This is a genomic window from Pseudomonas sp. FG29 (assembly GCF_057809355.1).
The window spans coordinates 31,759-57,715 of the sequence record NZ_JBMDJU010000025.1 but is presented as its reverse complement, the minus strand read 5'-3'; the positions used below and the strand labels follow the sequence as shown (position 1 = coordinate 57,715).

General features: G+C 64.6%; 21 protein-coding genes. 10 read left to right on the top strand and 11 right to left on the bottom strand.

Annotated features, from left to right (window positions below; all coding sequences use genetic code 11):
* Nucleotides 1-235 precede the first annotated feature (235 nt).
* The 5 genes from betB to ACODS1_RS20310 all read left to right on the top strand — a co-directional run bounded on the left by betB (nt 236) and on the right by ACODS1_RS20310 (nt 7,994).
* The gene (betB, locus tag ACODS1_RS20330; RefSeq protein ID WP_489087087.1) at nt 236-1,708 is read left to right on the top strand and encodes a betaine-aldehyde dehydrogenase; all 1,473 of its coding nucleotides are present in this window, start codon (nt 236-238) and stop codon (nt 1,706-1,708) included.
* A 145-nt stretch (nt 1,709-1,853) separates the two neighbouring features.
* Nucleotides 1,854-3,551, top strand: a complete 1,698-nt coding sequence (gene betA / locus ACODS1_RS20325; RefSeq protein ID WP_489087086.1) for a choline dehydrogenase — start codon at nt 1,854-1,856, stop codon at nt 3,549-3,551.
* 290 nt (nt 3,552-3,841) lie between these two features.
* Nucleotides 3,842-5,299, top strand: coding sequence for a multidrug transporter subunit MdtD (gene mdtD / locus ACODS1_RS20320; protein ID WP_489087085.1), 1,458 nt, complete (start codon nt 3,842-3,844; stop codon nt 5,297-5,299).
* A gap of 50 nt (nt 5,300-5,349) precedes the next feature.
* Nucleotides 5,350-6,723 (top strand): ATP-dependent RNA helicase DbpA, encoded by a 1,374-nt coding sequence (gene dbpA / locus ACODS1_RS20315; RefSeq protein ID WP_489087084.1) that lies wholly within the window; start codon nt 5,350-5,352, stop codon nt 6,721-6,723.
* 35 nt (nt 6,724-6,758) lie between these two features.
* Nucleotides 6,759-7,994 (top strand): diguanylate cyclase domain-containing protein, encoded by a 1,236-nt coding sequence (locus tag ACODS1_RS20310; protein ID WP_322979381.1) that lies wholly within the window; start codon nt 6,759-6,761, stop codon nt 7,992-7,994.
* Here ACODS1_RS20310 and ACODS1_RS20305 read toward each other — a convergent pair whose 3' ends face one another.
* Nucleotides 7,995-8,732 (bottom strand): substrate-binding periplasmic protein, encoded by a 738-nt coding sequence (locus ACODS1_RS20305; protein ID WP_322979382.1) that lies wholly within the window; start codon nt 8,730-8,732, stop codon nt 7,995-7,997.
* Between the two features lie 178 nt (nt 8,733-8,910).
* Between ACODS1_RS20305 and ACODS1_RS20300 the strand changes: the two genes are divergently transcribed.
* The gene (locus ACODS1_RS20300) at nt 8,911-10,095 is read left to right on the top strand and encodes a BaiN/RdsA family NAD(P)/FAD-dependent oxidoreductase (protein ID WP_489087083.1); all 1,185 of its coding nucleotides are present in this window, start codon (nt 8,911-8,913) and stop codon (nt 10,093-10,095) included.
* A 33-nt stretch (nt 10,096-10,128) separates the two neighbouring features.
* Here ACODS1_RS20300 and ACODS1_RS20295 read toward each other — a convergent pair whose 3' ends face one another.
* Nucleotides 10,129-10,863 (bottom strand): glutathione S-transferase family protein, encoded by a 735-nt coding sequence (locus tag ACODS1_RS20295; RefSeq protein WP_489087082.1) that lies wholly within the window; start codon nt 10,861-10,863, stop codon nt 10,129-10,131.
* A gap of 989 nt (nt 10,864-11,852) precedes the next feature.
* On the opposite strand from ACODS1_RS20295, the gene yccS reads away from it, so the two are divergent.
* The 3 genes from yccS (at nt 11,853) to ACODS1_RS20280 (ending at nt 16,493) form a co-directional block, all read left to right on the top strand.
* Nucleotides 11,853-14,045, top strand: coding sequence for a YccS family putative transporter (gene yccS / locus ACODS1_RS20290; RefSeq protein WP_489087081.1), 2,193 nt, complete (start codon nt 11,853-11,855; stop codon nt 14,043-14,045).
* Nucleotides 14,046-14,157: 112 nt separating this feature from the next.
* Complete coding sequence (locus ACODS1_RS20285) at nt 14,158-15,948, top strand: 7TM diverse intracellular signaling domain-containing protein (protein ID WP_489087080.1); 1,791 nt, start codon at nt 14,158-14,160, stop codon at nt 15,946-15,948.
* 62 nt (nt 15,949-16,010) lie between these two features.
* On the top strand, nt 16,011-16,493 hold the full coding sequence (locus tag ACODS1_RS20280) for a GreA/GreB family elongation factor (protein ID WP_489087079.1): 483 nt from the start codon (nt 16,011-16,013) through the stop codon (nt 16,491-16,493).
* Here ACODS1_RS20280 and ACODS1_RS20275 read toward each other — a convergent pair.
* The 3 genes from ACODS1_RS20275 to ACODS1_RS20265 are packed head-to-tail and all read right to left on the bottom strand — an operon-like array spanning nt 16,490 to nt 18,611.
* Nucleotides 16,490-16,981, bottom strand: a complete 492-nt coding sequence (locus ACODS1_RS20275; protein WP_489087088.1) for a YgjP-like metallopeptidase domain-containing protein — start codon at nt 16,979-16,981, stop codon at nt 16,490-16,492. The genes ACODS1_RS20280 and ACODS1_RS20275 overlap by 4 nt on opposite strands.
* Nucleotides 16,982-17,020: 39 nt before the next feature.
* On the bottom strand, nt 17,021-18,121 hold the full coding sequence (locus ACODS1_RS20270; RefSeq protein ID WP_489087078.1) for a PQQ-dependent sugar dehydrogenase: 1,101 nt from the start codon (nt 18,119-18,121) through the stop codon (nt 17,021-17,023).
* Nucleotides 18,122-18,134: 13 nt separating this feature from the next.
* Entirely contained in the window at nt 18,135-18,611 is a 477-nt protein-coding gene (locus ACODS1_RS20265; protein ID WP_489087077.1) for a hypothetical protein, read from the bottom strand.
* Nucleotides 18,612-18,954: 343 nt separating this feature from the next.
* Here ACODS1_RS20265 and ACODS1_RS20260 point away from each other — a divergent pair, with 343 nt between their 5' ends.
* On the top strand, nt 18,955-19,638 hold the full coding sequence (locus ACODS1_RS20260) for a polysaccharide lyase family 7 protein (RefSeq protein WP_489087076.1): 684 nt from the start codon (nt 18,955-18,957) through the stop codon (nt 19,636-19,638).
* Between the two features lie 86 nt (nt 19,639-19,724).
* Here the strand turns inward: ACODS1_RS20260 and fba are convergent, their stop codons facing one another.
* The 6 genes from fba to tkt form a co-directional block, all read right to left on the bottom strand.
* Nucleotides 19,725-20,789 (bottom strand): class II fructose-bisphosphate aldolase, encoded by a 1,065-nt coding sequence (gene fba / locus ACODS1_RS20255; protein ID WP_159969988.1) that lies wholly within the window; start codon nt 20,787-20,789, stop codon nt 19,725-19,727.
* A gap of 118 nt (nt 20,790-20,907) precedes the next feature.
* On the bottom strand, nt 20,908-21,231 hold the full coding sequence (locus ACODS1_RS20250; protein WP_489087075.1) for an MliC family protein: 324 nt from the start codon (nt 21,229-21,231) through the stop codon (nt 20,908-20,910).
* A gap of 12 nt (nt 21,232-21,243) precedes the next feature.
* On the bottom strand, nt 21,244-21,426 hold the full coding sequence (locus ACODS1_RS20245) for a hypothetical protein (RefSeq protein ID WP_322979391.1): 183 nt from the start codon (nt 21,424-21,426) through the stop codon (nt 21,244-21,246).
* Between the two features lie 99 nt (nt 21,427-21,525).
* Nucleotides 21,526-22,686 (bottom strand): phosphoglycerate kinase, encoded by a 1,161-nt coding sequence (locus ACODS1_RS20240; protein WP_489087074.1) that lies wholly within the window; start codon nt 22,684-22,686, stop codon nt 21,526-21,528.
* 4 nt (nt 22,687-22,690) lie between these two features.
* A complete protein-coding gene (gene epd, locus ACODS1_RS20235; protein ID WP_489087073.1) occupies nt 22,691-23,758 on the bottom strand; it encodes an erythrose-4-phosphate dehydrogenase in 1,068 nt (355 codons plus the stop codon).
* A 104-nt stretch (nt 23,759-23,862) separates the two neighbouring features.
* On the bottom strand, nt 23,863-25,863 hold the full coding sequence (tkt, locus tag ACODS1_RS20230; protein ID WP_489087072.1) for a transketolase: 2,001 nt from the start codon (nt 25,861-25,863) through the stop codon (nt 23,863-23,865).
* Nucleotides 25,864-25,957: the final 94 nt, after the last annotated feature.

Genomic DNA, 25,957 nt, shown 5'->3' with positions numbered 1-25,957 from the left:
TCGCCTACGACTATCTCGACCTGCAATTGGCCAAGGCTCGTTAGAGGGTTGCCGACGGCAAGGCCTCATGCGCATGGTTTTGGTGGGCTAAAGCCCGCCCTACCCGTTCACTCCTTTGGCCAATGACCGTCTGGCTATGTCGTGATTGAGTGCGCTCCGTCGTTTTTGTTGATTGATCGTTCAATTTAAATAAAATAGGCTGTTCTCTAAGCAAATCGAAGACAGAGGACAGCCCATGCCCCGTTTCGCCGAACAGCAGCTCTACATCGGTGGCCAGTACGTCGCCGCCAGCAGTGGAGAGACCTTCGACAGCATCAACCCCGCCACCGGCGAGGTGCTGGCCAAGGTGCAATGCGCCAGCCAGGCAGACGTTGATCGCGCCGTGGCCAGCGCCGCAGAGGGGCAGAAGGTGTGGGCGGCGATGACCGCCATGCAGCGCTCGCGCATTCTGCGCAAGGCAGTGGATATCCTCCGTGCACGCAACGACGAGCTGGCCGAGCTGGAAACTCTCGATACCGGCAAGCCGCTCTCCGAAACCCGCTATGTCGACATCGTCACCGGTGCCGACGTGCTGGAGTATTACGCCGGCCTGATCCCGGCCATCGAGGGCGAGCAGATTCCGCTGCGTGAAACCTCCTTCGTCTACACCCGTCGCGAACCGCTGGGCGTGGTCGCCGGCATCGGCGCCTGGAACTACCCGATTCAGATCGCCCTGTGGAAATCCGCACCGGCCCTGGCTGCCGGCAACGCGATGATCTTCAAGCCCAGCGAAGTCACCTCGCTGACTGCACTGAAGCTGGCCGAGATCTACACCGAGGCCGGCCTGCCCGCAGGCGTATTCAACGTGGTGACCGGGCTGGGCAGCGCTGTGGGCCAATGGCTCACAGAAAATCCGGGCATCGAGAAGATTTCCTTCACCGGCGGCACCGTCACCGGCAAGAAGGTGATGGCCAGCGCCTCCAGCTCCAGCCTCAAGGAGGTGACCATGGAGCTGGGCGGCAAGTCGCCGCTGATCATCTTCGAAGACGCCGACCTCGACCGCGCCGCCGATATTGCGGTGATGGCCAACTTCTACAGCTCCGGCCAGGTGTGCACCAACGGCACTCGCGTGTTCGTGCCGCGCATGCTGCAGGCGCGTTTCGAGAGCAAGGTGCTGGAGCGGGTCAAGCGCATCCGCCTGGGCGACCCGCTGGCTGACGCCACCAACTTCGGCCCGCTGGTGAGCTTCGCGCACATGGAGCGCGTGCTCGGCTATATCGACAAGGGCCGCAGCGAAGGCGCGCGCCTGCTGATCGGCGGTGCGCGCGTCAGCGACGGCGACTATGCCAAGGGCGCCTATGTCGCCCCCACCGTGTTCACCGACTGCACGGATGCCATGACCATCACCCGCGAGGAAATCTTCGGCCCGGTGATGAGCATCCTCATCTATGACGACGAAGAGGAAGTGATCCGCCGCGCCAACGACACCACCTACGGCCTGGCTGCCGGCGTGGTGACCCGCGACCTCAATCGCGCGCACCGGGTCATCCACCAACTGGAAGCCGGCATCTGCTGGATCAACACCTGGGGCGAATCGCCGGCCGAGATGCCGGTGGGCGGCTACAAGCAGTCCGGCGTTGGCCGCGAGAACGGCCTGGTCACCCTCGGCCACTACACCCGCATCAAGTCGGTGCAGCTGGAAATGGGCGATTACGCCTCGGTGTTCTGAGCCCCCTAGCGCGGGAGCGGCTTTAGCCGCGAAAAACATCGCGGATGAATCCGCTCCCACAAAGAAAGCCGCCCCGTAGCCCGGATGCAATCCGGGGACAGTCACTCGCGTTTTCCCGGATAACAGCCGGGCAACAGGAGGAAGCATGACCCAGGAATACGATTACATCATCATCGGTGCCGGCTCGGCCGGTAACGTGTTGGCCACCCGCCTGACCGAAGACGCAGACGTCAGCGTGCTGCTACTGGAAGCCGGCGGCCCGGACTATCGCCTGGATTTTCGTACCCAGATGCCCGCCGCCCTGGCCTTCCCGCTGCAGGGGCGGCGCTACAACTGGGCCTACGAGACCGATCCCGAACCCTACATGAACAACCGCCGCATGGAATGTGGGCGCGGCAAGGGTCTGGGCGGCTCCTCGCTGATCAACGGCATGTGCTACATCCGCGGCAACGCCATGGACTTCGACAGCTGGGCCAAGGGCAAGGGTCTGGAAGACTGGAGCTACCTCGACTGCCTGCCATATTTCCGCAAGGCGGAAACCCGTGACATCGGCGCCAATGACTACCACGGTGGCGACGGCCCGGTCAGCGTGACCACGCCCAAGGTCGACAACAATCCACTGTTCCATGCCATGGTCGAAGCCGGCGTACAGGCCGGTTATCCGCGTACGGACGACCTCAACGGCTACCAGCAGGAAGGCTTCGGCCCGATGGATCGCACCGTCACCGCGCAGGGTCGACGCTCCAGCACCGCCCGCGGTTATCTGGATCAGGCCCGCGAGCGGTCGAACCTGACCATCGTCACCCACGCCACCACCGACCGTATCCTGTTCGACGGCAAGCGCGCCAGCGGCGTCAGCTACCTGGTCGGCAGCTCGAATGCCACCCTCACGGCCCATGCCCGTCGCGAAGTGCTGCTGTGCGCCGGCGCCATCGCCTCGCCGCAGATCCTGCAGCGCTCCGGCGTCGGCCCAGCCGCCCTGCTGCGCGAATTCGACATCCCCGTGGTGCATGATCTGCCCGGCGTCGGCGAGAACCTGCAGGATCACCTCGAACTCTACCTGCAGTACGCCTGCAAGGAGCCGGTGTCCATCTACCCGGCCACCAAGTGGTGGAACCAGCCGGCCATCGGCGCCAACTGGCTGTTCCTCGGCAAGGGCCTGGGCGCCAGCAACCAGTTCGAAGCGGGCGGCTTCATACGCACCCGCGAGGAGTTCGCCTGGCCCAACATCCAGTACCACTTCCTGCCGGTGGCGATCAATTACAACGGCAGCAAGGGCGTGCAGGAACACGGCTTCCAGGCGCACATGGGCTCGATGCGCTCGCCGAGCCGTGGCCGTATTCGCCTCAAGTCCCGCGACCCGCGCGAACATCCGAGCATCCTGTTCAACTACATGAGCCATGAACAGGATTGGCAGGAATTCCGCGACGGCATCCGCATCACCCGCGAGATCATGGCGCAACCGGCCCTGGACAAGTACCGGGGCCGCGAGATCAGCCCGGGCGCCCATGTGCAGAGCGATGCCGAACTGGACGAATTCATCCGCAACCACGCCGAAACCGCCTATCACCCGTCCTGCTCGTGCAAGATGGGCGCAGACGAGATGGCAGTGGTCGACGGCCAGGGCCGCGTGCATGGCCTGCAGGGTCTGCGCGTGGTGGATGCGTCGATCATGCCGGAGATCATCACCGGCAACCTCAACGCCACCACCATCATGATGGCGGAGAAGATCGCCGACCGGATTCGTGGGCGCCAGCCGCTGCCGCGCAGTACCGCCAGCTACTTCGTGGCCGGTGATCGACCAGTGCGTGGGCAGCCTCAGCGGGCGATATCGGCAGCCTGAGCGCATGACGAGGGTCTCGCGACCCTCGCGGTACCTGTGCCAGTCCTCTCGCGGATAAATCCGCGCCTAGCGAGCGTGCGTCCAGACATACTCATTGCAGGACTGGCGCTGCTTTAGGAGCGAACGGGCAGCGTTGCGCTTCGTTCGCGAATCGCCCAGCTCCTCTGCCAGCCCCCTTCGCGGATGAATCCGCTCCTACCAGTCTGCCCAGCCCCTAAGCAGTGGCAGCCAGATCGTCACTGCGAATTTATTTACGTCGCAACCGTCGAAGGTGAGCACAGCCAGCGATAATGACGCACAGGTCAAAGCCGCCACCCACAGCCGGACGCCTCATGCACACCACGCCACCACCGCTCGACCCACGCACCGCCCGCCTGCTGCCCTGGATCGTCGCCATCGCCTTCTTCATGCAGACGCTGGACGGCACCATCCTCAATACTGCGCTGCCAGCCATGGCCCATGATCTGGGTGAAGATCCGTTGCGCATGCAGTCGGTGGTGATCGCCTACATGCTGACCGTGGCCCTGCTGATTCCGGCCTCGGGCTGGATCGCCGACCGCTTCGGCACGCGGCGCATCTTCTTCGGCGCCATCGCCCTGTTCAGCCTGGGCTCGCTGCTCTGCGCGCTGTCCGAGTCGCTCGCCATGCTGGTCGGCGCGCGAGTGATCCAGGGTCTGGGCGGCGCGCTGATGATGCCGGTAGGGCGCCTGGTGGTACTGCGCGCCTACCCGCGAACCGAGCTGGTGCGGATCATGAGCTTCATCACCCTGCCCGGCCTGCTCGGCCCATTGATCGGCCCGACCCTCGGCGGTTGGCTGGTGGAGGCGGCCAGCTGGCACTGGATCTTCCTCATCAACCTGCCGGTCGGCCTGCTCGGCTGCTGGGCGGCGATGCGCTACATGCCCGATCTGCGCGGTCCGCAGCGCAGCCGTTTCGATACACCGGGTTTCCTCCTGTTCGGCGCCGCCATGCTGCTGATCACCGTGGCCCTGGAAGGCCTCGGCGAGCTGAAGCTGCCGGCCCTGCGCGTGACCCTGCTGCTGGTCGGTGGCCTGGCCTGTCTGGCGGTGTACTGGCTGCGCGCGGCGCGTATCGCCGAGCCGCTGTTCTCGCCCAACCTGTTCGCCACCCGCACCTTCGCCACCGGCATCCTCGGCAACCTCTTCGCCCGCCTGGGCAGCGGCGCCCTGCCCTTTCTCACGCCACTGCTGCTGCAACTGGCGATGGGATACTCCCCGGCGCAGGCCGGCATGAGCATGATTCCTCTGGCGCTCGCCGCCATGGCGATGAAGCCGCTGGCCAAACCGTTGATCGACCGCCTTGGCTATCGCCGCATCCTGACCAGCAATACCCTGCTGCTCGGCGCCCTGATCGCCAGCCTGGCGCTGGTCGATCAAGACACCGCGATGCTGCAACTGGTGGTGCAGTTGAGCCTGATCGGCGCCTGCAACTCGCTGCAGTTCACCGCGATGAACACCGTCACCCTGATCGACCTGGACAATAACGAGGCCAGCAGCGGCAATGGCCTGCTGTCGGTGGTGGTGCAACTGGCCATGAGCCTCGGCGTGGCCGCGGCGGCGGCGCTGCTCAGTGGTTTCAGCGCAGAGCTGAACGAGGTACAGCAGGCGTTTCAGGCGACCTTCATTTGTGTCGGCCTGTTGTCGATGCTGGCGGCAGCGATCTTCCTCCAGCTCGATCCGATGGACGGCCGCAGCAGCCGTCTGGTCGAGGTGCCACCGGAACACTGAGGCGGCCTGCTACACTGCCGCCCCAATCCTTCCAGCCGGACTCTTTTGCCGTGAGCGTCAACGCCTTTTCCAGCCTACCCCTGTCCGCACCGATGCAGGCCAACCTCGCCGCCCTCGGCTACAGCGAGATGACCGCCATCCAGGCTGCCAGCCTGCCGCTGATCATCAAGGGCCGTGACCTGATCGCCCAGGCCAAGACCGGCAGCGGCAAGACCGCCGCCTTCGGCATCGGCCTGCTGCATCCCCTCAATCCGCGCTACTTCGGCTGCCAGGCGCTGGTGCTGTGCCCGACCCGCGAGCTGGCCGACCAGGTCACCAAGGAACTGCGCCGCCTGGCCCGTGCCGCCGACAACATCAAGATACTCACCCTGTGCGGCGGTGTGCCCTTCGGCCCGCAGATCGGCTCGCTGGAACATGGCGCGCATGTCATCGTCGGCACGCCTGGCCGCGTGCAGGAACACCTGCGCAAGGGCACGCTGAAGGTCGACGGTCTCAACACCCTGGTGCTCGACGAAGCCGACCGCATGCTCGACATGGGCTTCTTCGACAGCATCGCCGAAATCATCGAGCAAACCCCGGCACGCCGGCAGACCCTGCTGTTCTCCGCCACCTATCCCAGCGGGATCGAACAGCTCGCTGCACGTTTTCTGCGCAGCCCCGAGCGCGTCGAAGTGGAGGCGCTGCACGATGATGGGCAGATCGAGCAACGTTTCTACGAGATTGCCCCAACACAGCGCCTGGACGCCGTCGCCGCGCTGTTACGGCACTTTCGCAAACAACCGGCGGTGGCCTTCTGCGCCACGCGCCAGCAGTGCACGGAACTGGTCGAGCGTCTGGAGGCCGAGAAGATTTCAGCCGCCGCGCTGCATGGCGATCTGGAACAGCGTGATCGCGATCAGGTACTGGCATTGTTCGCCGGGCGCAGCCTGAGCGTGCTGGTCGCCACCGACGTGGCCGCTCGTGGCCTGGATATTGCTGGGCTGGAACTGGTGATCAACGTCGAACTAGCGCGTGATGCCGAGGTGCACATTCACCGCATCGGTCGCAGTGGCCGTGCAGGCGAGAAGGGCCTTGCCGTGAGCCTGGTGGCACCGTCCGAAGCCGGGCGCGCGCAAGCCATCGAGGCCCTGCAGGGGCAGACAATGGCCTGGTACCCGCTACCGGCCGACAACACCAGCGTCAGCCTGCTGCCACCGATGCACACGCTGTGCATCGGCGCCGGGCGCAAGGACAAACTGCGCCCTGGCGACATCCTCGGCGCACTGACCGGTGATGCGGGCCTGAGCAGCGATCAGGTGGGCAAGATCGCCCTGTTCGAGTTCCAGGCTTACGTCGCCGTGCAACGTGACGTCGCCCGCAAAGCACTGCAACGGTTAACGGAAGGCAAGATCAAGGGCCGCTCGCTGCGCGTGCGCATGATCTAGTCTCTAGCAAGGGCCACAGAGGTCGGAGTCGCTCCATGCGCAATATCCTGGTCATCGAGGACAGCCCTCTGGTGCTGAAGATCCTGGCCCACCTGTTCCGCCAGGAACCGGATCTGGAGCCCGTGTTCTGCGCCTCGCTGGCCGAAGCGGAAGTCATGCTGGAAACCTCGGCCGGGCTGTTCTTCGCCGCCATCGTCGACCTGCACCTGCCGGACGCCCCCGACGGTGAGAGTGTCGATCTGGTGATGCGTCACCGCCTGCCCTGCATCGTCCTCAGCGGCAGCTACAACGAGCAACGCCGCGACGAGCTGCTGATGAAAGGTGTGGTCGACTACGTGCTCAAGGAAAGCCAGCACTCCTACGAGTACGCCTTCCGCCTGCTGCACCGCCTCGATCACAACAGCCATATCAAGATTCTCATCGCCGATGACTCCAACGCGCAGCGGCGTTACATCCGCCACATCATCGAGCCGCATCACTACCAGATACTCGAAGCCAGCGACGGCCGGGAAACCCTGCGTCTGATCGCCGAACAGCCAGACATCGACCTGCTGATCCTCGACCACTCCATGCCCGGTGTCAGCGGCTTCGATCTGGTCAAGCTGCTGCGCCAGAAATTCAAGCTCAACGAGCTGATCATCATCGGCGTATCGGCCGACCCCAAGGGCTCGCTAAGCGCGCAGTTCATCAAGCACGGCGCCGACGACTTCCTGCGCAAACCCTTCTGCCCTGAAGAGTTGAACTGCCGGGTGATGAACACCCTGGAACGCCGCGACCTGCTGCAGGCGCTGAAGAAGGCGGCGGAATACGATGCCCTCACCGGCCTGCGCAATCGCCGCTCCTTCTACGAGCGCGGCATGCGCATGATCCAGCAGGCACAACAGAGCGGCCAGCACCTGAGCGTGGCCATGCTCGACATCGACCATTTCAAGCACATCAACGATGGCTTCGGCCATGCCAGTGGCGACAGTGCGCTGGTGGTATTCGCCAAGGCCTTCGCCAGCGCCTTCCCCGACACCCTGATCGGTCGTCTGGGCGGCGAGGAGTTCGCCCTGCTCAGCCCCCTCGACGCAGCCGACCTCAGCGCCACCATCGACAGCCTGCGCCAGCGCTGTGCCACGCTGTACTACGCCAACGGCGCACCGCCGCTGTCGTTCAGCGCAGGCATTTACCGGGGCGAAGCGGAAGACCTGGAAAGCCTTCTGCACGAGGCCGATCAGCGCCTGTACCAGGCCAAGCAGAGCGGTCGAGCACGCACCGTACTGGCCTGATCAGGGTGCCATGCCGTGGCGGCGCAGGGTCTCCTCGTAGCTGCCATCGGCCTGCATGGCCTGGATCGCCTCGTCGAAGCGACGGGTGATCTCGCGGTGGTGCGGATGGCTCAGACGCACCAGGATATGCAGGCCGTTCTCGCTCAGTGGCTTGGGCAGCAACTCCAGCTCATCACGTAGCGGCGCCAGCTCACGCGCTAGGTGATAGCGCACCACCAGCTCATCCTCCAGCGCCAGTTGCACCCGCCCGGCGTGCAACATGCGCGCGGCGATCTCGAAGCCACTGACGCCCACGCGCCTCAGGTTCTCGTCGTGGTCGAAGGCCGGGTTATAGGCGTAGCCCCGCACGACCGCGATGCGATACGGATACAGATCGGCAAGTTGGTCGAAATCGATGCCCGCGCCCTTGCGCTGCAGGAAGCGGATGCGATTGAACAGGTAGGGCTGCGAAAAGTGACCAAAATAAGTGCGCTCCTGGCTGTACCAGGCGTTGATCAACACATCGTGCTCGCCGCGCTTGAGACCGAGCACGGCCCGCTCCCATGGCACCTCGACGTAACGGGTGCGATAGCCGGCACGAGTCAGTGCCTGCACCACCAGATCGCTGGCCACGCCGTTGTTCGGCAGCGTGTGATCATTGAATGGCGGCCAGGGGTCGGCTACCAGACGCAACAGCTCTGCCGCCCCCAAGGACGGGGATAACAGCAGGAGCAGGAACCACGCACGCACGTTGGGCATTGTTCAGGTCTGATCCATTATCGGCCAGTGTTGGCCTGTAAGTCATAGCAGGGGCCGTGCCATAAGTCATGCTCGGCAATCCGGGCCGACGCTGCCTGATCGGTCTGCGACGGCTTCAGGTAAGATGCGCCCCAGCTTAGCCCGGCAGTCCTGCCGGCATACCGTCTGGGGAAATAACGTGTTGCAAATCGATGTACTGATCATCGGCGCCGGCGCCGCCGGGCTGATGTGCGCCGCCACTGCGGCAGCACGCGGTCGACGCGTCCTGGTGCTCGATCACGCCAACAAGGCCGGCAAGAAGATTCTCATGTCCGGCGGCGGACGCTGCAATTTCACCAACATGTACTGCGAGCCGGGTAACTTCCTCTCGGGCAACCCACACTTCTGCAAGTCGGCGCTGGCGCGCTTCACCCAGTGGGACTTCATCGGCCTGGTGGCCAAGCATGGCGTGCCCTACCACGAGAAAAAACTTGGCCAGCTGTTCTGCGACAACAAGTCCAGCGACATCCTCGAGCTGCTGTTGGCCGAGTGCAGCGAGGCCGGCGCCGAGATTCGCCTGAACACAGCGGTGCAGAACATCACGAAAGTCGAAGGCGGCTTTCACCTGGACAGCGATATCGGCGCGATCCACTGTCAGTCGCTGGTGATCGCCACCGGCGGTTTGTCGATCCCCACCCTCGGCGCGACCGGCTTCGGCTATCAGGTGGCCAGGCAGTTCGGCCACGAGGTACTACCGACACGCGCCGGCCTGGTGCCCTTCACCCTCACCGATCCGCAGCTCAAGACGCTGTGCACGGAGCTGTCCGGCACTTCGGTGGAAGACTGCCGGGTCAGCTGCAATGGCCAGAGCTTCGTCGAGAACATCCTGTTCACCCACCGCGGCCTGTCCGGCCCGGCGATCCTGCAAATCTCGTCCTACTGGCAGCCGGGCGATACCGTGCACATCGACCTGCTGCCACATATCGACCTGCCGCAGTGGCTGGCCACGCAGCAGCACGAACGCGGCAACAGCGAGCTGAAGACGCTGCTCGCCGAGCTGTTCACCAAGAAGATGGCGACGCTGCTGGTCGACGCCTGGTTCAGCAACAAGCCGCTGAAGCAGTACACCCCGGCCGAGCTGAAGGCGATTGCCGAGAAGCTGTCCGACTGGCAATTGGTGCCGGCCGGCACCGAGGGCTACCGCACCGCCGAAGTCACCCTGGGCGGGGTGAATACCGACGAGGTTTCGTCCAAGACCCTGGAATCGCTCAAGGTGCCAGGGCTGTACTTCGTCGGTGAGGTACTGGACGTCACCGGCCACCTGGGCGGCTTCAACTTCCAGTGGGCCTGGGCGTCGGGTTATGCAGCCGCCCAGTACGTCTAGCTAGCTGCCCTGCCCAAACAGCAGGTTGCCTCCTCAGAATGAGGCCCGTTTGATCGGGCCGTGGTCGCGCTCATAAGCCTGGCGGATGCGCGTGAACCAGGCGCCAACAGCGGATTCCTCGGCCCAGGGCTGCACGCCCAGGCACCAGGCCCAGAGCAGCATGCCAGCCACCAGATAATCGCAGGCGCCCGCCTCATCGCCCTCCAGGTACGGCTTGTCGCCGAGCCAGGCTTCCAGCGGTGCCAGCGCCTGGCGCAGTTGCTGCTCGCCGCCCTGCGGATCGGCCATTTCCTCCAACGGCATGCCGAAGACCTGCTCGCGACTGCTGCGGAAGTAGTCGCGATCCTCCTCGGCGCAGGCCTGGTAGGCGCGCAGCAGCAGGATCTTCAGCAGCGGCATGCGCAGCGCATGGAAACTCAGACGCTCGACCAGACGTGCGCGTTCGGCCGCCGCGCCGTCACCCAGCAGCGGCCGCTGCGGATAGCGCGCATCGAGGTAGGCAAAGATGACGACGCTGTCGTGTACCGACTGACCGTCGTCGACCAGCACCGGTACGAGCTTCTGCCCGGAGAACTCGATTGCAGCCTTCTCTCCGAAGCGAATCGGCCGACTGTGGAAATCCAGCCCCTTGTGCGCCAGGGCCAGGCGTACCCGCCAGCAGTAGGGGGAAAACAGCAACTCACGGTCGGCACCGCACAGTTCATACAGCTCTCGCATGGTCTTCTCCTCGATATGCAGAGCGAACGGTTCTTCGTTGGCAAAGAACATATCGCGGACTGATCGTGCAACCCGCGTCGCTATCCCCACCTCGACAGACTGCCTCGAACGATTGAGGTCTTAATACCGGACTGGCAATACGGTTGTCGTTCTATAGGTGCTTGTTCCGAATTGCCGCGTTTTGGCTGATGTTTCTGGTTTCGCCCTCCCGGGCGAGTAACTTTGCGGGCAAAGTAACCAAACCCTTCCGCCCGTTCATCCGGCCCTGGCTGCGCCAGGGTTCGCTCACTCCATCGCCGCTCCAGAGGCCCGCCACGATGGGCCATCCCTGGCCCATCGCGGCTCTCGCGACATCCATGTCGCTCGACCTCTTCCGCGACGACTCCGTTCACCCTCCTGGGCGGGCTCTGCACGCGCCCGAACCTGCGGTAACCCAGAAGTAGCGCGGAGTGCTTGTACATATGTCAGCCTTAGGGCTGACCGGGGTGCCGGCTAATGAAACTATTGGTTTAACTCGACAACCCAATCGCGACTTCATCGCTACTAGAACACGCCGAGCAATCTATGGAATGCCGGTTCGTTCAGGCGCGCAGATGCCCCCCTTCAGGAGGCCGAACGCAGGCATTGCGCAGGGGCGAGCGGCATGGATGCCGCGAGAGGCTTGAAGGGCCATGGATGGCCCTTGCAAGCCGACCCCGGAGCGGTGCCGGAGTGAGGGAAGTCGAGCGCAGCATGACGGGGACGCCTAGTTCCGGATGGCGGGGGTGCGTTTCTTTTGCTTACTTTTCTTTGCGCACTTCAAAGAAAAGTCAGTCGCCCGAGGGGGCGAAACCCGAAATATCTGAAGACCCCCAAAGCGGCGTCCAGAACACCAACGCAAGAAAACAAGATCAAACAAACTTGCCAGTCCGATATCAAGCCTGACAGCCTCGATGGCCTCTATCTTGAGCCTGTTTTAAACGCCGTAATGGCAACGCAGGTAGTTCTTAGAGGCGCCCGACTCGGGTAGTCTGCTCGCATCGCTTCAGACAAGACCTCGTATGCCCCGCCCCAGCCTTCGCCAATCCCTTCGCCGCCTCTGGGCACTGGACAAGTTCAGCAGCGGCCTGCGGGTGTTCATTGCCCTGGCCGGGGCCTTGGCGTTGTGCTGGTGGCAGGACTGGACGCATGGCCTGATCCCGCTGTTCCTCGGCGTGATCGCCTGCGCCCTGACCGAAACCGACGACAGCTGGCAAGGCCGCCTGGGCACCGTGCTGGTGACGCTACTGTGCTTCAGCGCAGCGGCCTATGCGGTGGAAGCGCTCTTCCCCTATCCCTGGCTGTTCGTCATTGCCCTGGCGCTTTCCGCTTTTTCCCTGACCATGCTCGGTTCGCTGGGCGAGCGCTTCGCCACCCTCGGTTCGGGCACGCTGATCCTCGCCGTCTACAGCATGATCGGCGTCGAGCAGCGTGGCGGCGTCGCTGGCCTGTGGCTGGAGCCCTTGCTGCTGGTGGCCGGCGCGGCCTGGTACGGCCTGCTCTCGGTGATCTGGCATGGCCTGTTCGCCCATCAGCCCGTGCAACTGGCGCTGGCCCGGCTGTTCCGCGAGTTGGGCAAGTACCTCAAGCTCAAGGCGGCATTGTTCGAACCGCTGCGCCAGCTCGACGTGGAACCCCGCCGCCTGGCCCTGGCGCAGCAGAACGGCCGGGTGGTGTCGGCACTCAACGCGGCCAAGGAAATCATCCTGCACCGGGTCGGCAATGGCCGTCCCGGCCCCAAGGTCAGCCGTTACCTCAAGCTTTACTTCCTCGCGCAGGACATCCACGAGCGCGCCAGCTCGTCGCACTACCCGTACAACGAACTGGCCGAGGCGTTTTTCCACAGCGACGTGCTGTTTCGTTGCCAGCGCCTGCTGCGCCTGCACGGCGAGGCCTGCGAGCGCCTGGCCGGGGCCATCGAGCTGCGCCAGCCATTCGAGTACCGCGAGCTGTGCAGCCAGGCGCTGGAAGACCTGCACGCCTCGCTCGATCACCTGCACTTGCAAAGCAACCCGGCCTGGCGCCGCCTGCTGCGCTCCCTCGGCGCATTGGCCGGCAACCTGGCCACACTCGATCAGCTCCTGGGTAATGCCAGCAACCCCGACGCCCTGGCCGAGGAACAGGACAGCAGCCTGCTCGACCGCGAGCCTCATTCGCTGCGCGAAGTGGTCGAGCGCATCGGCCAGCAGCTCACCCCGACCTCGCTGCTGTTCCGCCACGCCCTGCGCCTGGCCGTGGCCCTGGCCGCCGGTTACGGCCTGCTGCACCTGATCCATCCGGCGCAAGGCTACTGGATCCTGCTCACCACGCTGTTCGTCTGCCAGCCCAACTACGGCGCCACCCGCATCAAGCTGGTGCAGCGGATCGCCGGCACCGTGCTGGGCCTGGCACTGGGCTGGGTGCTATTCGATCTGTTCCCGGATCCACGTGTGCAGGCGCTGTTCGCCGTGGTCGCCGGGGTGGTCTTCTTCACTACCCGCACCACCCGCTACACCCTGGCCACCGCCGCCATCACCTTGCTGGTGCTGTTCTGCTTCAATCAGATCGGCAACAGCTACAGCCTGTTCATTCCGCGCCTGGTCGATACCCTGCTCGGCAGCCTGATCGCCGGCCTGGCGGTGTTCCTGATCCTGCCGGACTGGCAGGGTCGGCGCCTGGGGCGCATGCTCGCCGGCACCCTGAGCTGCAACAGCGCCTACCTGCGGCAGATCATCGCCCAGTACGCCCAGGGCAAGCGCGACGACCTCGGCTATCGCCTGGCCCGGCGTAATGCACACAACGCCGATGCCGCGCTGTCGACCACGCTCGGCAATATGCTGATGGAGCCGGGGCACTTCCGTAAGGATGCCGACCTGGGCTTCCGCTTCCTGGTGCTGTCGCACACCCTGCTCAGCTACCTCTCGGCACTCGGTGCCCATCGCGGCGAGCGCCTGCCCGAGGCCGAGCAGGCGCGCCTGCTGGAACATGCCGAACGGATTGCGCGCAGCCTCGACGATATCGCCGCCGGCCTGCTCGACAAGCAACCGCTGGCCATCCACAGCGACAGCGAACAGCAATTGGCCGAGGCGCTGGAACAGATCGCCGAGGATGCCGACGAACGCCAGCGTCTGGTACAGACCCAGTTGGCGCTGATCTGCCGACAATTGGCGCCGCTGCGCACCCTCGGCGCTCACCTGCACAAGCAGCAGAACACCACGAAACAGCCAGCAGACTGAAGGGATGATGACGCCACATCATTGACGCTTCCTGATTTTTTTATCACACGGTAGCGGTAGGCGACGGCTTTCTGCCAGTATGAGTAAAACGCCAATAATTCGGGGCCACCCGATGCCTATCCCTCACAGATCCGTCCGCGCCTCACCCGCCTGGCTACTGCTGCTCCTGTGCTTGCTGCTGCCCAGCGTCAGGGCCGCCACGCTGCTGAACGACGCCAGTGCACCGCTGGATCTGTATGACACGGTCGATTTTCTCCTCGATCCGCAAGCCAGCCTGACCCTGGATCAGGTGCGCGCCACCGATGCCCCCTTCAGCTCTGCGCACGCGCGCCGCGACCTGAGTTTTGGCTATGTCTCCGGCGTGGTCTGGTTGCGCCTGAATCTGCAGTCCAACGCCCAGCGCGTACTGCACTGGCGTCTGGAACTGAGCTATGCCTCGCTGGATGAAGTGCGCCTGTACGATGTTGGCGCAGAGGGTGTACGCGAATCGCGCAGCGGTGACACCGTGCCCTATGCCGAGCGCGCCATCGGCCATCGCTATCCGGTGTTCGAAGTCGTTCTGCAACCTGGCGAGCAGCGCACCCTGTACCTGCGCGCAGACTCGCGCGGCAGCATGACCCTCAGTGGCGGGCTGATGTCGGAACACGATTTCGAGCAGCACAGCCAGAACGGCTACCTGGTGCATGCCATCTACTGCGGCGTACTGATTGCTCTGGGCCTGTACAACCTGCTGCTGTTCCTCGCCCTGCGCGAGCGCCCCTTCCTCAACTACGTGCTGTTCATGGTCGCCTTCGCCCTCGCCGTGCTTTCGCTCAACGGCCTCGGCGCGCAGTACCTGTGGCCACAGGCGGCGCCCTGGACCAACCGCATGCTGCCGGTCAGCCTGACCATGGCGGCGCTGCTGTCGACGGTGTTCGCGCGCAGCTTCCTCGACACCGGCAAATGGCTACCGCGCTGGGATCGCGTGCTGCAGGTGCTGTGCTTCGCCACGGGGCTGGCGGTGATCGCCACCCTGCTGCTGCCCGTGCAGCGAGCCTTGCAGACCATGTCCATCACCGGGCTGAGCGTCACCCTGATGCTGCTGCTCACCAGCTTCGTCTGCGTGGGCTACCGCGTGCCCGGCGCCCGCCTGTTCGCACTGGCCTGGATGATGCTGCTCAGCGGCGCAGTGGCCCTGGCGCTGCGTAATTTCGCCCTGATCCCGTCGAACTTCATGACCCTCTATGCCATGCAGATCGGCTCCGGTCTGGAGATGATCCTGCTGTCCTTCGCCCTCGCCGCTCGCTTCAACGCGCACAAGCGCCAACGCGAAGCCGCCCTGCAACTCAGTGAACGCACCCTGGAAAGACGCGTCGCCGAACGTACCGAAGCCCTGGAGCAGGCCAACCGGCGCCTCAGCCAACTGGCCCTGCAGGATCCGCTGACCGGCCTGGCCAACCGCAACGCCCTGCAGCAGCATCTCGACCAGGCACTGAGCCGCAGCCAGCGCGGCAACGAGCTGCTGGCGGTGATGCTGATCGACCTCGACGGCTTCAAGCCGATCAACGACCAGCATGGCCATGCCTTCGGCGACCTGGTGCTGGCGGAAGTGGCGCAGCGCCTGCGCCATTACCTGCGCGAGATGGATCTGCCGGCGCGCCTGGGCGGCGACGAATTCGTCGCCATCTGCGAGCGCCTGCAATCGGCTGAAGATGCTCATCAACTGGCCAAGCGCCTGCTCGAAGGCCTGGATACGCCGATATGCATCGAAGGCCGCACCGTGCGTGTCGGCGCCAGCATCGGCATCGCCCTGAGCCATGGCCGCGACGAGGCGACCAGCCTGATCCGCCGCGCCGATGCCGCCATGTACCAGGCCAAGGCCGAAGGCCGTAATCGCGTGCGCATGGTCAGCGAAGAAGCCTGACGGCCTGGACAGCGCAGCGGCAGCCTGGGATAAACGCGGCTTTCCCGCTTGCGACACCGACCATGGACAAAACCCAGTTGCTGCAGCAGGTGCTGGCCCATCTGCAAGCCGATCTCGATCAGGCCCACCAGGCCGCGCTCAGCGCCCATGAAACGGCCACCCACGAAGAGAACATCGCCGAGAACAAGTACGACACCCTGGGCCTGGAAGCGGCCTACCTGGCCAGCGGCCAGGCACGTCGGGTCGAGGAACTGCGGCAGACGCTGATCACCTGGCGCCAGTTGCGCCCACGGCCGTTCGACCCGGCGCAGGGAGCCGCCCTCGGCGCATTGATCCAACTGGTGGACGCAGAGGACAGGCAACAGTGGCTGCTACTCGGCCCACCGGGCGCCAGCATGAAGCTGCAGACGGGCGACCACCTCATCCAGGTGATTGGCAGCGCCGCGCCGCTCGGCCGCCTGCTGCTGGGCAAGCAGCCGGGTGATGAGATCAGCCTTAACCTGGCGGGCCGTCAGCAGCATTTCGAAGTGGCCGAGGTGCTCTAAGCACTCATCTCGCGCCAGGTCAGATACATGCGCAGATCGAACTCGATCTGCGCATAGCCGGGCAGCATGTAATCGCAGAGCTTGTAGAACGCCTTGTTGTGCTCGGATTCCTTCAGGTGCGCCAGCTCGTGCACCACGATCATCTGCAGGAAGACCGGCGCGGCATCGCGAAACAGCGAGGCCACGCGGATTTCCTTCTTGGCCTTGAGCTTGCCGCCCTGCACCCGCGAAATCGCCGTATGCAGCCCAAGGGCGCGGTGGGTGAGATCGAGACGGTTGTCGTAGAGCACCTTGTCGATGCCCGGCGCGTTCTTCAGGTGCTCCTGCTTGAGCGCCATGACGTAGGCGTACAGCGCCTTGTCGCTCTGCACATCGTGGCGCCCGGGGTAGCGCTGGGCCAGGTAGGGGCCAAGGCGGTCATCGGCGATCAGTTGGCGCACCTGCTGCTGGATGGCCACGGGATAGCCCTGAAGGTATTTCAACGACAGACGCCCACTGCAAAAAAGGAGTTGGCAGTGTAACGCGCCTCACTTGGCCGGCACGACCCGCAACAGCCGCCCATCGGCATTGTCGGTAAGCAGGTAGAGCGCGCCGTCCGGCCCGCTGCGCACATCGCGGATGCGCTCGCCAAGCTCCTCGAACAACACCTCCTCACCGGCCAGCATGCCGTCACGCACGCGGATGCGGCGCACGCTGCGCTCGGCCAGGGTGGCGGCGAACAGATCGCCCTGCCAGTCAGGAAACAGCGCACCGCGATACAGGGCCAGGCTCGACGGCGCCACCGAGGGCGTCCAGTGCAGCAGGGGCGCCACCAGGCCAGGCAACTCGGTGTAGGGGCTGACACGCGCCCCGGTGTAGTCGACGCCGAAAGTTGCCAGCGGCCAGCCGTAGTTCTGCCCGGCCTGGATCAGGTTCAACTCGTCCCCCCCACGCGGGCCATGCTCGTGGCTGTACAGCCGATCATGCTCGGCATCGAAGACGATGCCCTGCACGTTGCGGTGGCCAAGGCTGTAGACCTCCGGCGCAGCGCCTTGCAGGGCCAGCAGCGGATTATCCGGCGGCACGCTGCCGTCGCGGTTGAGGCGCACGATCTTGCCCAGGTGGTTGCCCGGGTTCTGCGCCTGCTCGCGCCAGTCGAAGCCATCGCCCAGGGTCAGCACCAGGGTCTTGTCGGCCAGAAAGGCGATGCGCCCGCCGTAGTGCGCCGCGCCAGCCTTGAGTGGCTGGGCGGTAAATAGCACGTCGACGTCACGCAGTTCATCCCCCACCAGCCGGGCACGGATCAGCCGCGTATTGTTGGCCTCGGCATCGCCATGGGCATAGCTCAGGTACAGCCAGCGGTTCTCCGGGTAATCCGGATCCAGCGCCACCTCCATCAGCCCGGCCTGGGCGGCGATGAACGCCTCTGGCAGCCCGGCGATGGGATCTTCCAGCAGACGACCATCCGCCTCGATCAGGCGCAGGCGTCCGACCCGCTCGGTGACCAGCATGCGCCCGTCCGGCAGGAAAGCCAGCGACCAGGGGTGTTCCAGCCCCTCGGTGAGGGTTTCGATGCGGTAGTCATCGGCATGCGCCGGCAAGCTCGAAAGCAGCACAGCGCCGAGCAATATGCGAAGGGTGTTCAGCATGGTAACGACCTGGTCACGGCGAGTCGGATTGTGGGAGCCGAGCCCGGTAGCGCGCCCGCCGCGCCAGCAGACCGAAGAGCAGCGCGCCGGCGCTGCCACAGGCCATGAACGCCAGGGTACCCGGCAACGTGCGGTCGGCGGCGATCAGCGTCGGCATCGGCGCCAGGGCATTGGCCAGGGTCAATGCCAGCCAGATAGCGCCAGCACCGGCCGCCAGGAAGATTGCCCAGCGCCAGGGTCGCAGACGTCCGGCCAGCCACAGCGCCAGCGGCAGGGCGAAGGCGAAGCCGGCGCCGGCCAGCAGCGCGAAGGTGGGGGTAAACCCCAGCAGATCGAGACCGGTCGTGCCCAGCCTCACTGCAAGCGGCATCGGCGCGCCCAGTGCCTGCAGCGCAGCGAGATTGCTCTGCGTCTGAAAGATCGACGCGAAGGCGCTGGCCAGCAGTACGGCGAGAACGAAGGCGAGCAGCAGGCGCGGCAGGCTGGACATGAAAAACAGTTCCGGAACGGCAGTGCCCGGATTATGGCGTAGGCCGGCATTTACCACGCCCCAGGTGTTTTACAGGGTTTTACCTGACCCTGCGGGCCGCATCGGAATGATTCCCCACTGCAGAAATACGTTTTATTGACGCCAATAAAACGACGAACGGTGCTCACGTATGGCTCGGAATTGCCGTTATAAAGCGCGCCACGGGCGCAGTCGTCGCTCGTGACAGGCAGCCCTGCCACCTTCTAGCTCGCGTGTCACCCGCTGGAACGCCAAGTAAGCCGTTACTGACTCCCGGACGAGATGTGCCCCCGACTGAAGTTTCCGTTTTTCAGGAGCTTTGAGCATGATCGAACTCGCTATGTGGAACCTGAGCATTCCAGTCGGCGTCCCCGCTACCACCATCGAGACCCGCATCCTCGCCGGCGGTTATCAGGATCACTACTTCCAGTCCAAGAACGGTGCGATCTTCTTCTGGTCGCCGGTCAACGGCACTACCACCGAAAGCGCCATATACCCGCGCTGCGAGCTGCGCGAAACCTATGCCGACGGCAGCCTGCGCAATTGGACCTATCCTGGCGCCGACCACTTCCTGCGTGCAGCCCTGAGCGTCAGCCAGGTGCCGTCCACCGGCAAGATCGTCATTGGCCAGATTCACGCCTATAAAAGCTCGATGCCGCTGCTCAAGCTGGAGTACCAGTACAAGACCAAGACGGCCACCGGCAATATCGTCGCCAAGGTGCGCATGACACCGGATGCCGAGATCGACACCGTGACCATCGCCAGTGGCATCGCGCTGAACCAGGCCTTCACCTATGCGATCAATCTGCAGCCAGACGGCACCCTGGCGATCCAGCTCGACAACATCCGCTGGAGCACTCACCTGGATGCGTCCTGGGCGCCGAAACCGCTGTACTTCAAGGCAGGGGTCTACACCCAGGACAACACCGGCTACGAAACCGAAGCCGGCGCAGCCCGCTTCGACCAGTTGAGCATCGAACACCGCGCCCTGCTCAGCGCAGCGCCCTGAGCCCCGAACGCCAGGCATGAAAAAGCCGCGACGCTTGCGCAGTCGCGGCTTTCGGCTGAGCGTTGCGGGCCTTGGCCCGCAGCGGATCAGTTGACCTTGGCGTTCAGCTCGCCGCTGGCGTAACGCTGGTACATGCCTTCCAGGGAGATCGGCTTGATCTTCGAGGCGTTGCCGGCAGTGCCGAAGGCTTCGTAGCGCGCGATGCAGATGTCACGCATGGCGACGATGGTCTTGGCGAAGAACTTGCGCGGGTCGAACTCGCTCGGGTGCTCGGCCATCATGCGGCGGATGGCGCCGGTGGAAGCCAGACGCAGGTCGGTGTCGATGTTGACCTTGCGCACGCCGTGCTTGATGCCCTCGACGATTTCCTCGACCGGCACACCGTAGGTTTCCTTGATGTCACCACCGAATTCGTTGATCACCTTCAGCCATTCCTGCGGAACGGAGGAGGAGCCGTGCATCACCAGGTGGGTGTTGGGGATACGTGCGTGGATTTCCTTGATGCGCTGGATCGACAGCACGTCGCCGGTTGGCGGCTTGGTGAACTTGTAGGCACCGTGGCTGGTGCCGATGGCGATGGCCAGGGCATCGACCTGGGTGGCCTTGACGAAGGCAGCGGCTTCTTCCGGGTCGGTCAGCAGTTGGCTGTGATCGAGCACGCCTTCTGCGCCGACGCCGTCTTCTTCACCGGCCATGCCGGTTTCCAGGCTGCCCAGGCAGCCCAGCTCGCCCTCCACGGACACGCCGCAGGCGTGGGCGAAAGCCACGGTCTGCTGGGTCACGCGGACGTTGTAGTCGTAGTCGGCCGGCGTCTTGCCGTCTTCCTTGAGCGAGCCGTCCATCATCACCGAGCTGAAACCCAGCTGGATGGAGCGCTGGCAGACGTCAGGGCTGGTGCCGTGATCCTGGTGCATGCACACCGGGATGTGCGGGAATTCTTCGATGGCCGCCAGGATCAGGTGACGCAGGAACGGCGCACCGGCGTATTTGCGGGCACCTGCGGAGGCCTGGACGATGACCGGCGAATCGGTCTTGTCGGCGGCTTCCATGATGGCGCGCATCTGCTCGAGGTTGTTGACGTTGAAGGCCGGCACGCCGTAACCGAATTCGGCGGCGTGGTCGAGCATCTGGCGCATGCTGATAAGTGCCATCTTTTGAAGCTCCCGATATGGGTTGTTTAATGTGCAAGCCTGCCGCAGGGGCAGGCGTTGTTCAAGTTTCGTCTAGCCGAGGCTGCGCCAACGGCTCTCCCCGGTTTCGCCGAGGGTGTTACGGAGCCTTGCAACCACGGCCGATCAGGTCATCGGTGGCCGTCCAGTACACCAACCCTTCGTCGCCCTTGGTGTGGAAGGACAGGTTACCGTCGCTGTACAGCGCACCGGAAGCCGCTGGCTCCAGGCTCAGGCGATGCACGATGTCGTCGCCACCCAGACGTACGTCCACCTGCTCGCCCTTGCCGTCGGCCACGCGCCAAAGCACCTCGGCCTGGCTATCGCAGACCCAGCGAGTCCACTGCTCCGGCGCTGTCTGCTGCTGACTGCAGGCAGCCAGCAGCAATGCCGTGGCGGTCAGGCCCGCCAGTCTTGCAATCATTTCGTGTCCTCGTCAGCAACGCTGCTCTACCGGTTCACCCGCAGGCTGACCGCTTTTCTGCTCGATTCGCTGATCGTTCTGCGTGGTGGGCACTTCGATCGGCGCGGGGCTGAGCACCTCGCAAGCCGATTCCCGCCCACCGGCACAACCGGCCAGCACCAGCGTGATACATCCCAACGTCGCCAGCTTGCCCATGACATGACTCCTTGTTCGAGGGTTCAGTTTCAACAGACCACTCGATCACGCCAGGGTTTTATCCAACGGAGCGAACGGCACCCGCTCGCCCCGCCGCGATCACTTGGCGCGCTGCTCCAGCACCTCGACTGCCGGCAGAACCTTGCCCTCGACGAACTCGAGGAAGGCACCGCCACCGGTAGAGATGTAGGAGATCTTCTCGGCCACGCCGTACTTGTCGATGGCCGCCAGGGTGTCACCGCCACCGGCGATGGAGAATGCCGGGCTCTCGGCGATGGCCAGGGCCAGGGCCTTGGTGCCGTTACCGAACTGATCGAACTCGAACACACCGACCGGGCCGTTCCACAGGATGGTCTGCGAGGCCTTGAGCATTTCGGCGAACTGCGCGGCAGTCTGCGGGCCGATGTCGAGGATCATGTCGTCCTCGGCCACGTCAGCGACGGCCTTGACGGTTGCCTCGGCGTCCTCGGCGAAGGCCTTGGCCACCACCACGTCCACCGGCAGCGGCACCGCAACCTTGGCCGCGATGGCCTTGGCGGTGTCGACCAGGTCGGCCTCATACAGCGACTTGCCCACCGGCAGGCCGGCAGCGGCGAGGAAGGTGTTGGCGATGCCGCCACCGACGATCAGCGAGTCGCAGATCTCGGCCAGGGAGTTGAGTACGTCGAGCTTGGTCGACACCTTGGAGCCGGCGACGATGGCCAGCATTGGGCGATTCGGCTTGTCCAGCGCCTGGCCCAGCGCGTCCAGCTCGGCCGCCAGCAGCGGGCCGGCGCAGGCGACCTTGGCGAACTTGGCCACGCCATGGGTCGAACCCTCGGCGCGGTGCGCGGTGCCGAAGGCGTCCATGACGAACACGTCGCACAGCGCGGCGTAGCGCTGGGCCAACTCGTCGGCGTTCTTCTTCTCGCCCTTGTTGAAGCGCACGTTCTCCAGCAGCACCAACTCGCCCGGCGCGACGTCGACACCATCAAGGTAGTCAGCCACCAGCGGCACCTCGCGACCCAGCGCCTTGGACAAGTAGGCAGCCACTGGCGCCAGGCTGTTCTCGGCGGAGAACTCGCCCTCGGTCGGACGGCCCAGGTGCGAGCAGACGATCACCGCCGCGCCTTTCTCCAGCGCCAGCTTGATGGTCGGCAGCGAGGCGAGGATGCGCGCGTCGCTCTTGACCACGCCGTCCTTCACCGGAACGTTGAGGTCTTCGCGGATCAGCACACGCTTACCGGCGAGGTCGAGGTCGGTCATCTTCAAAACGGTCATGGCATCAGTCCTTCACGGAGGCTGGTTGTTTGGAGGAAGTGGAAACAGCGAGCAGGTGTTCAGCCACGTCGAGCATGCGATTGGCGAAGCCCCATTCGTTATCGAACCAGGCCAGCAGGTTGACCAGGCGCGGGCCGGACACGCGGGTCTGGCTGCCGTCGACGATGGCCGAGTGCGGGTCGTGGTTGAAGTCGCAGCTGGCGTGCGGCAGTTCGGTGTAGGCCAGTAGCCCCTTGAGCGGGCCACTGTCTGCCGCCTGGCGCAGCACGCGGTTGATCTCTTCTGCGGAGGTGTCACGGGCGGTCTGCAGGGTGATGTCCAGGCAGGAAACGTTGACCGTCGGCACGCGGATGGCCTTGGCCTGGATACGCCCGGTCAGTTCCGGCAGCAGGCGCTCGATACCGCGAGCCAGGCCGGTGGACACCGGGATCACCGACTGGAAGGCCGAGCGCGTGCGGCGCAGGTCTTCGTGGTGGTAGGCATCGATCACCGGTTGGTCGTTCATCGCCGAGTGGATGGTGGTAATGGAGACGTACTCCAGACCCACCACCTCATCGAGAAGTTTCAACAGCGGCACGCCGCAGTTGGTGGTGCAGGACGCATTCGACACCAGACGCTCGCTGCCCGTCAGGCAATCCTGGTTGACGCCGTAGACGATGGTGGCGTCGATATCCGCCTCGCTGGCCATCGGCTGCGACAGCAGCACGCGCGGCGCACCGGCCGCGATAAAGCGCTCGGCATCGGCCCGCGTGGTGTACTGCCCGGAGCATTCCAGCAGCAGGTCGATATTCAGCGCCGCCCAGTCGATAGCCTCGGGCTCGGACTGACGCAGCACCTTCACGCAGTCACCATTGATGTGCAGACAGTCGCCATCGACTTTCACCTCGCCAGGAAAGCGCCCGTGGGTGGAGTCGAAGCGGGTGAGGTATTCGATGCTGGCCTGATCAGCCAGGTCGTTGAGCGCGACGATTTCCAGAGGCAGCCCATCACCCCGCTCATGCAGTGCGCGCAACACGCAGCGACCAATACGGCCATAGCCGTTGAGGGCAACGCGATAAGGGCGGTTGGACATGGGTGGTCTCGTATGAACCGTAGGGTGGATCGCACTTCATCGACCCGCCGTCGGCATGACGGCGGGCGAGAAGAGCGTCACCCGCCCTACGGCGTCGCTCTGACTCAGGCGTCGAGCAGTTCTTCGGCGGTGCCGACGACGTTGTCGACGGTGAAGCCGAACTCCTCGAACAGCGCAGCAGCGGGCGCCGACTCACCGAAGGTGGTCATGCCGATGATGCGCCCTTCCAGGCCGACGTACTTGTACCAGAAGTCGGCATGGGCGGCTTCGATGGCGATACGCGCACCGACTTCGACCGGCAGCACGGCCTGCTTGTAGGCGGCGTCCTGCTGATCGAACACGCTGGTGGACGGCATCGACACCACGCGCACCTTACGGCCGGCAGCGGTCAGCTTGTCGTAAGCGGCGACGGCCAGGCCGACTTCCGAGCCGGTGGCGATGAGGATCAGTTCCGGCTCACCGGCGCTGTCCTTGAGCACGTAACCACCACGGGCGACATCCGCCAGTTGCTGAGCGTCGCGCGGCTGGTGCGGCAGGTTCTGACGGCTGAACACCAGGGCGCTGGGGCCGTCGGCGCGCTCGATGGCGTGTTTCCAGGCCACGGCGGATTCCACGGCATCGGCCGGACGCCAGGTGTCGAGGTTCGGCGTACCGCGCAGGCTGGCCAGTTGCTCGATCGGCTGGTGAGTCGGGCCGTCTTCGCCGAGGCCGATGGAGTCGTGGGTGAACACGTACAGCACGCGCTTCTTCATCAGCGCGGACATGCGCACGGCATTGCGCGCGTATTCCATGAAGATCAGGAAGGTCGCGCCGTACGGCACGAAGCCGCCATGCAGAGCCACGCCATTCATGATCGCGCTCATGCCGAACTCGCGCACGCCGTAGAACATGTAGTTGCCCGAAGCATCTTCGGCGGATACGCCCTTGCAGCCTTTCCACAGGGTCAGGTTGGAACCGGCCAGGTCGGCCGAGCCGCCGAGGAACTCCGGCAGCAGCGGGCCGAAGGCATTCAGCGCGTTCTGGCTGGCCTTGCGGCTGGCGATGGTTTCGCCCTTCTCGGCCACTTCGCGCACGTAGGCGGCGGCTTTTTCGGCGAAATCGGCCGGCAGCTCACCGGCGATGCGGCGCTTGAACTCGGCAGCCAGTTCGGGGAACGCAGCGGCGTAAGCGGCGAACTTCTCGTTCCAGGCGGCTTCGGCGGCAGCACCGGCGGCCTTGGCGTCCCACTCGGCGTAAATGTCAGCAGGAATTTCGAACGGGCCATGGTTCCAACCCAGGGCGGCGCGGGTCAGGGCGATCTCGTCGTTACCCAGCGGCGCGCCGTGGCACTCTTCCTTGCCGCCCTTGTTCGGCGAACCGAAACCAATGGTGGTCTTGCAGCAGATCAGGGTCGGCTGATCCACGCTCTTGCGCGCGGTCTCGATGGCCATTTTGATCTCTTCGGCGTCGTGACCGTCGACATTACGGATCACCTGCCAGCCGTAGGCTTCGAAGCGTTTCGGCGTGTCGTCGGTGAACCAGCCTTCGACTTCACCGTCGATGGAAATGCCGTTGTCGTCATAGAAGGCGATCAGCTTGCCCAGGCCGAGGGTGCCGGCCAGCGAGCAGACTTCATGGGAAATGCCTTCCATCATGCAGCCGTCGCCGAGGAACACGTAGGTGTTGTGGTCGACGATGTCGTGGCCTTCACGGTTGAACTGCGCGCCCAGCACCTTCTCGGCGATGGCGAAACCGACGGCGTTGGCGATGCCCTGGCCGAGCGGGCCGGTGGTGGTTTCCACGCCCGGGGTGTAGCCGTACTCCGGGTGGCCCGGCGTCTTGCTGTGCAACTGACGGAAGTTCTTCAGATCGTCGATGGACAGGTCGTAGCCGGTCAGGTGCAGCAGCGAATAGATCAGCATCGAACCATGGCCGTTGGACAGCACGAAGCGGTCACGGTCGGCAAAGTTCGGATTCTGCGGGTTGTGCTTCAGGTAATCGCGCCACAGCACTTCGGCGATGTCCGCCATGCCCATGGGGGCACCGGGGTGGCCGCTGTTGGCTTTCTGCACGGCATCCATGCTGAGGGCACGAATGGCATTGGCTCGCTCACGACGGCTGGGCATCGCTGAAATCTCCTACGGGGGCTGCTTCACGAATGAAGGGGGGCGAAAAAGGCCGCCATTTTCGCCCAGCCGCCCCCTGCGGGGCAATGACAGA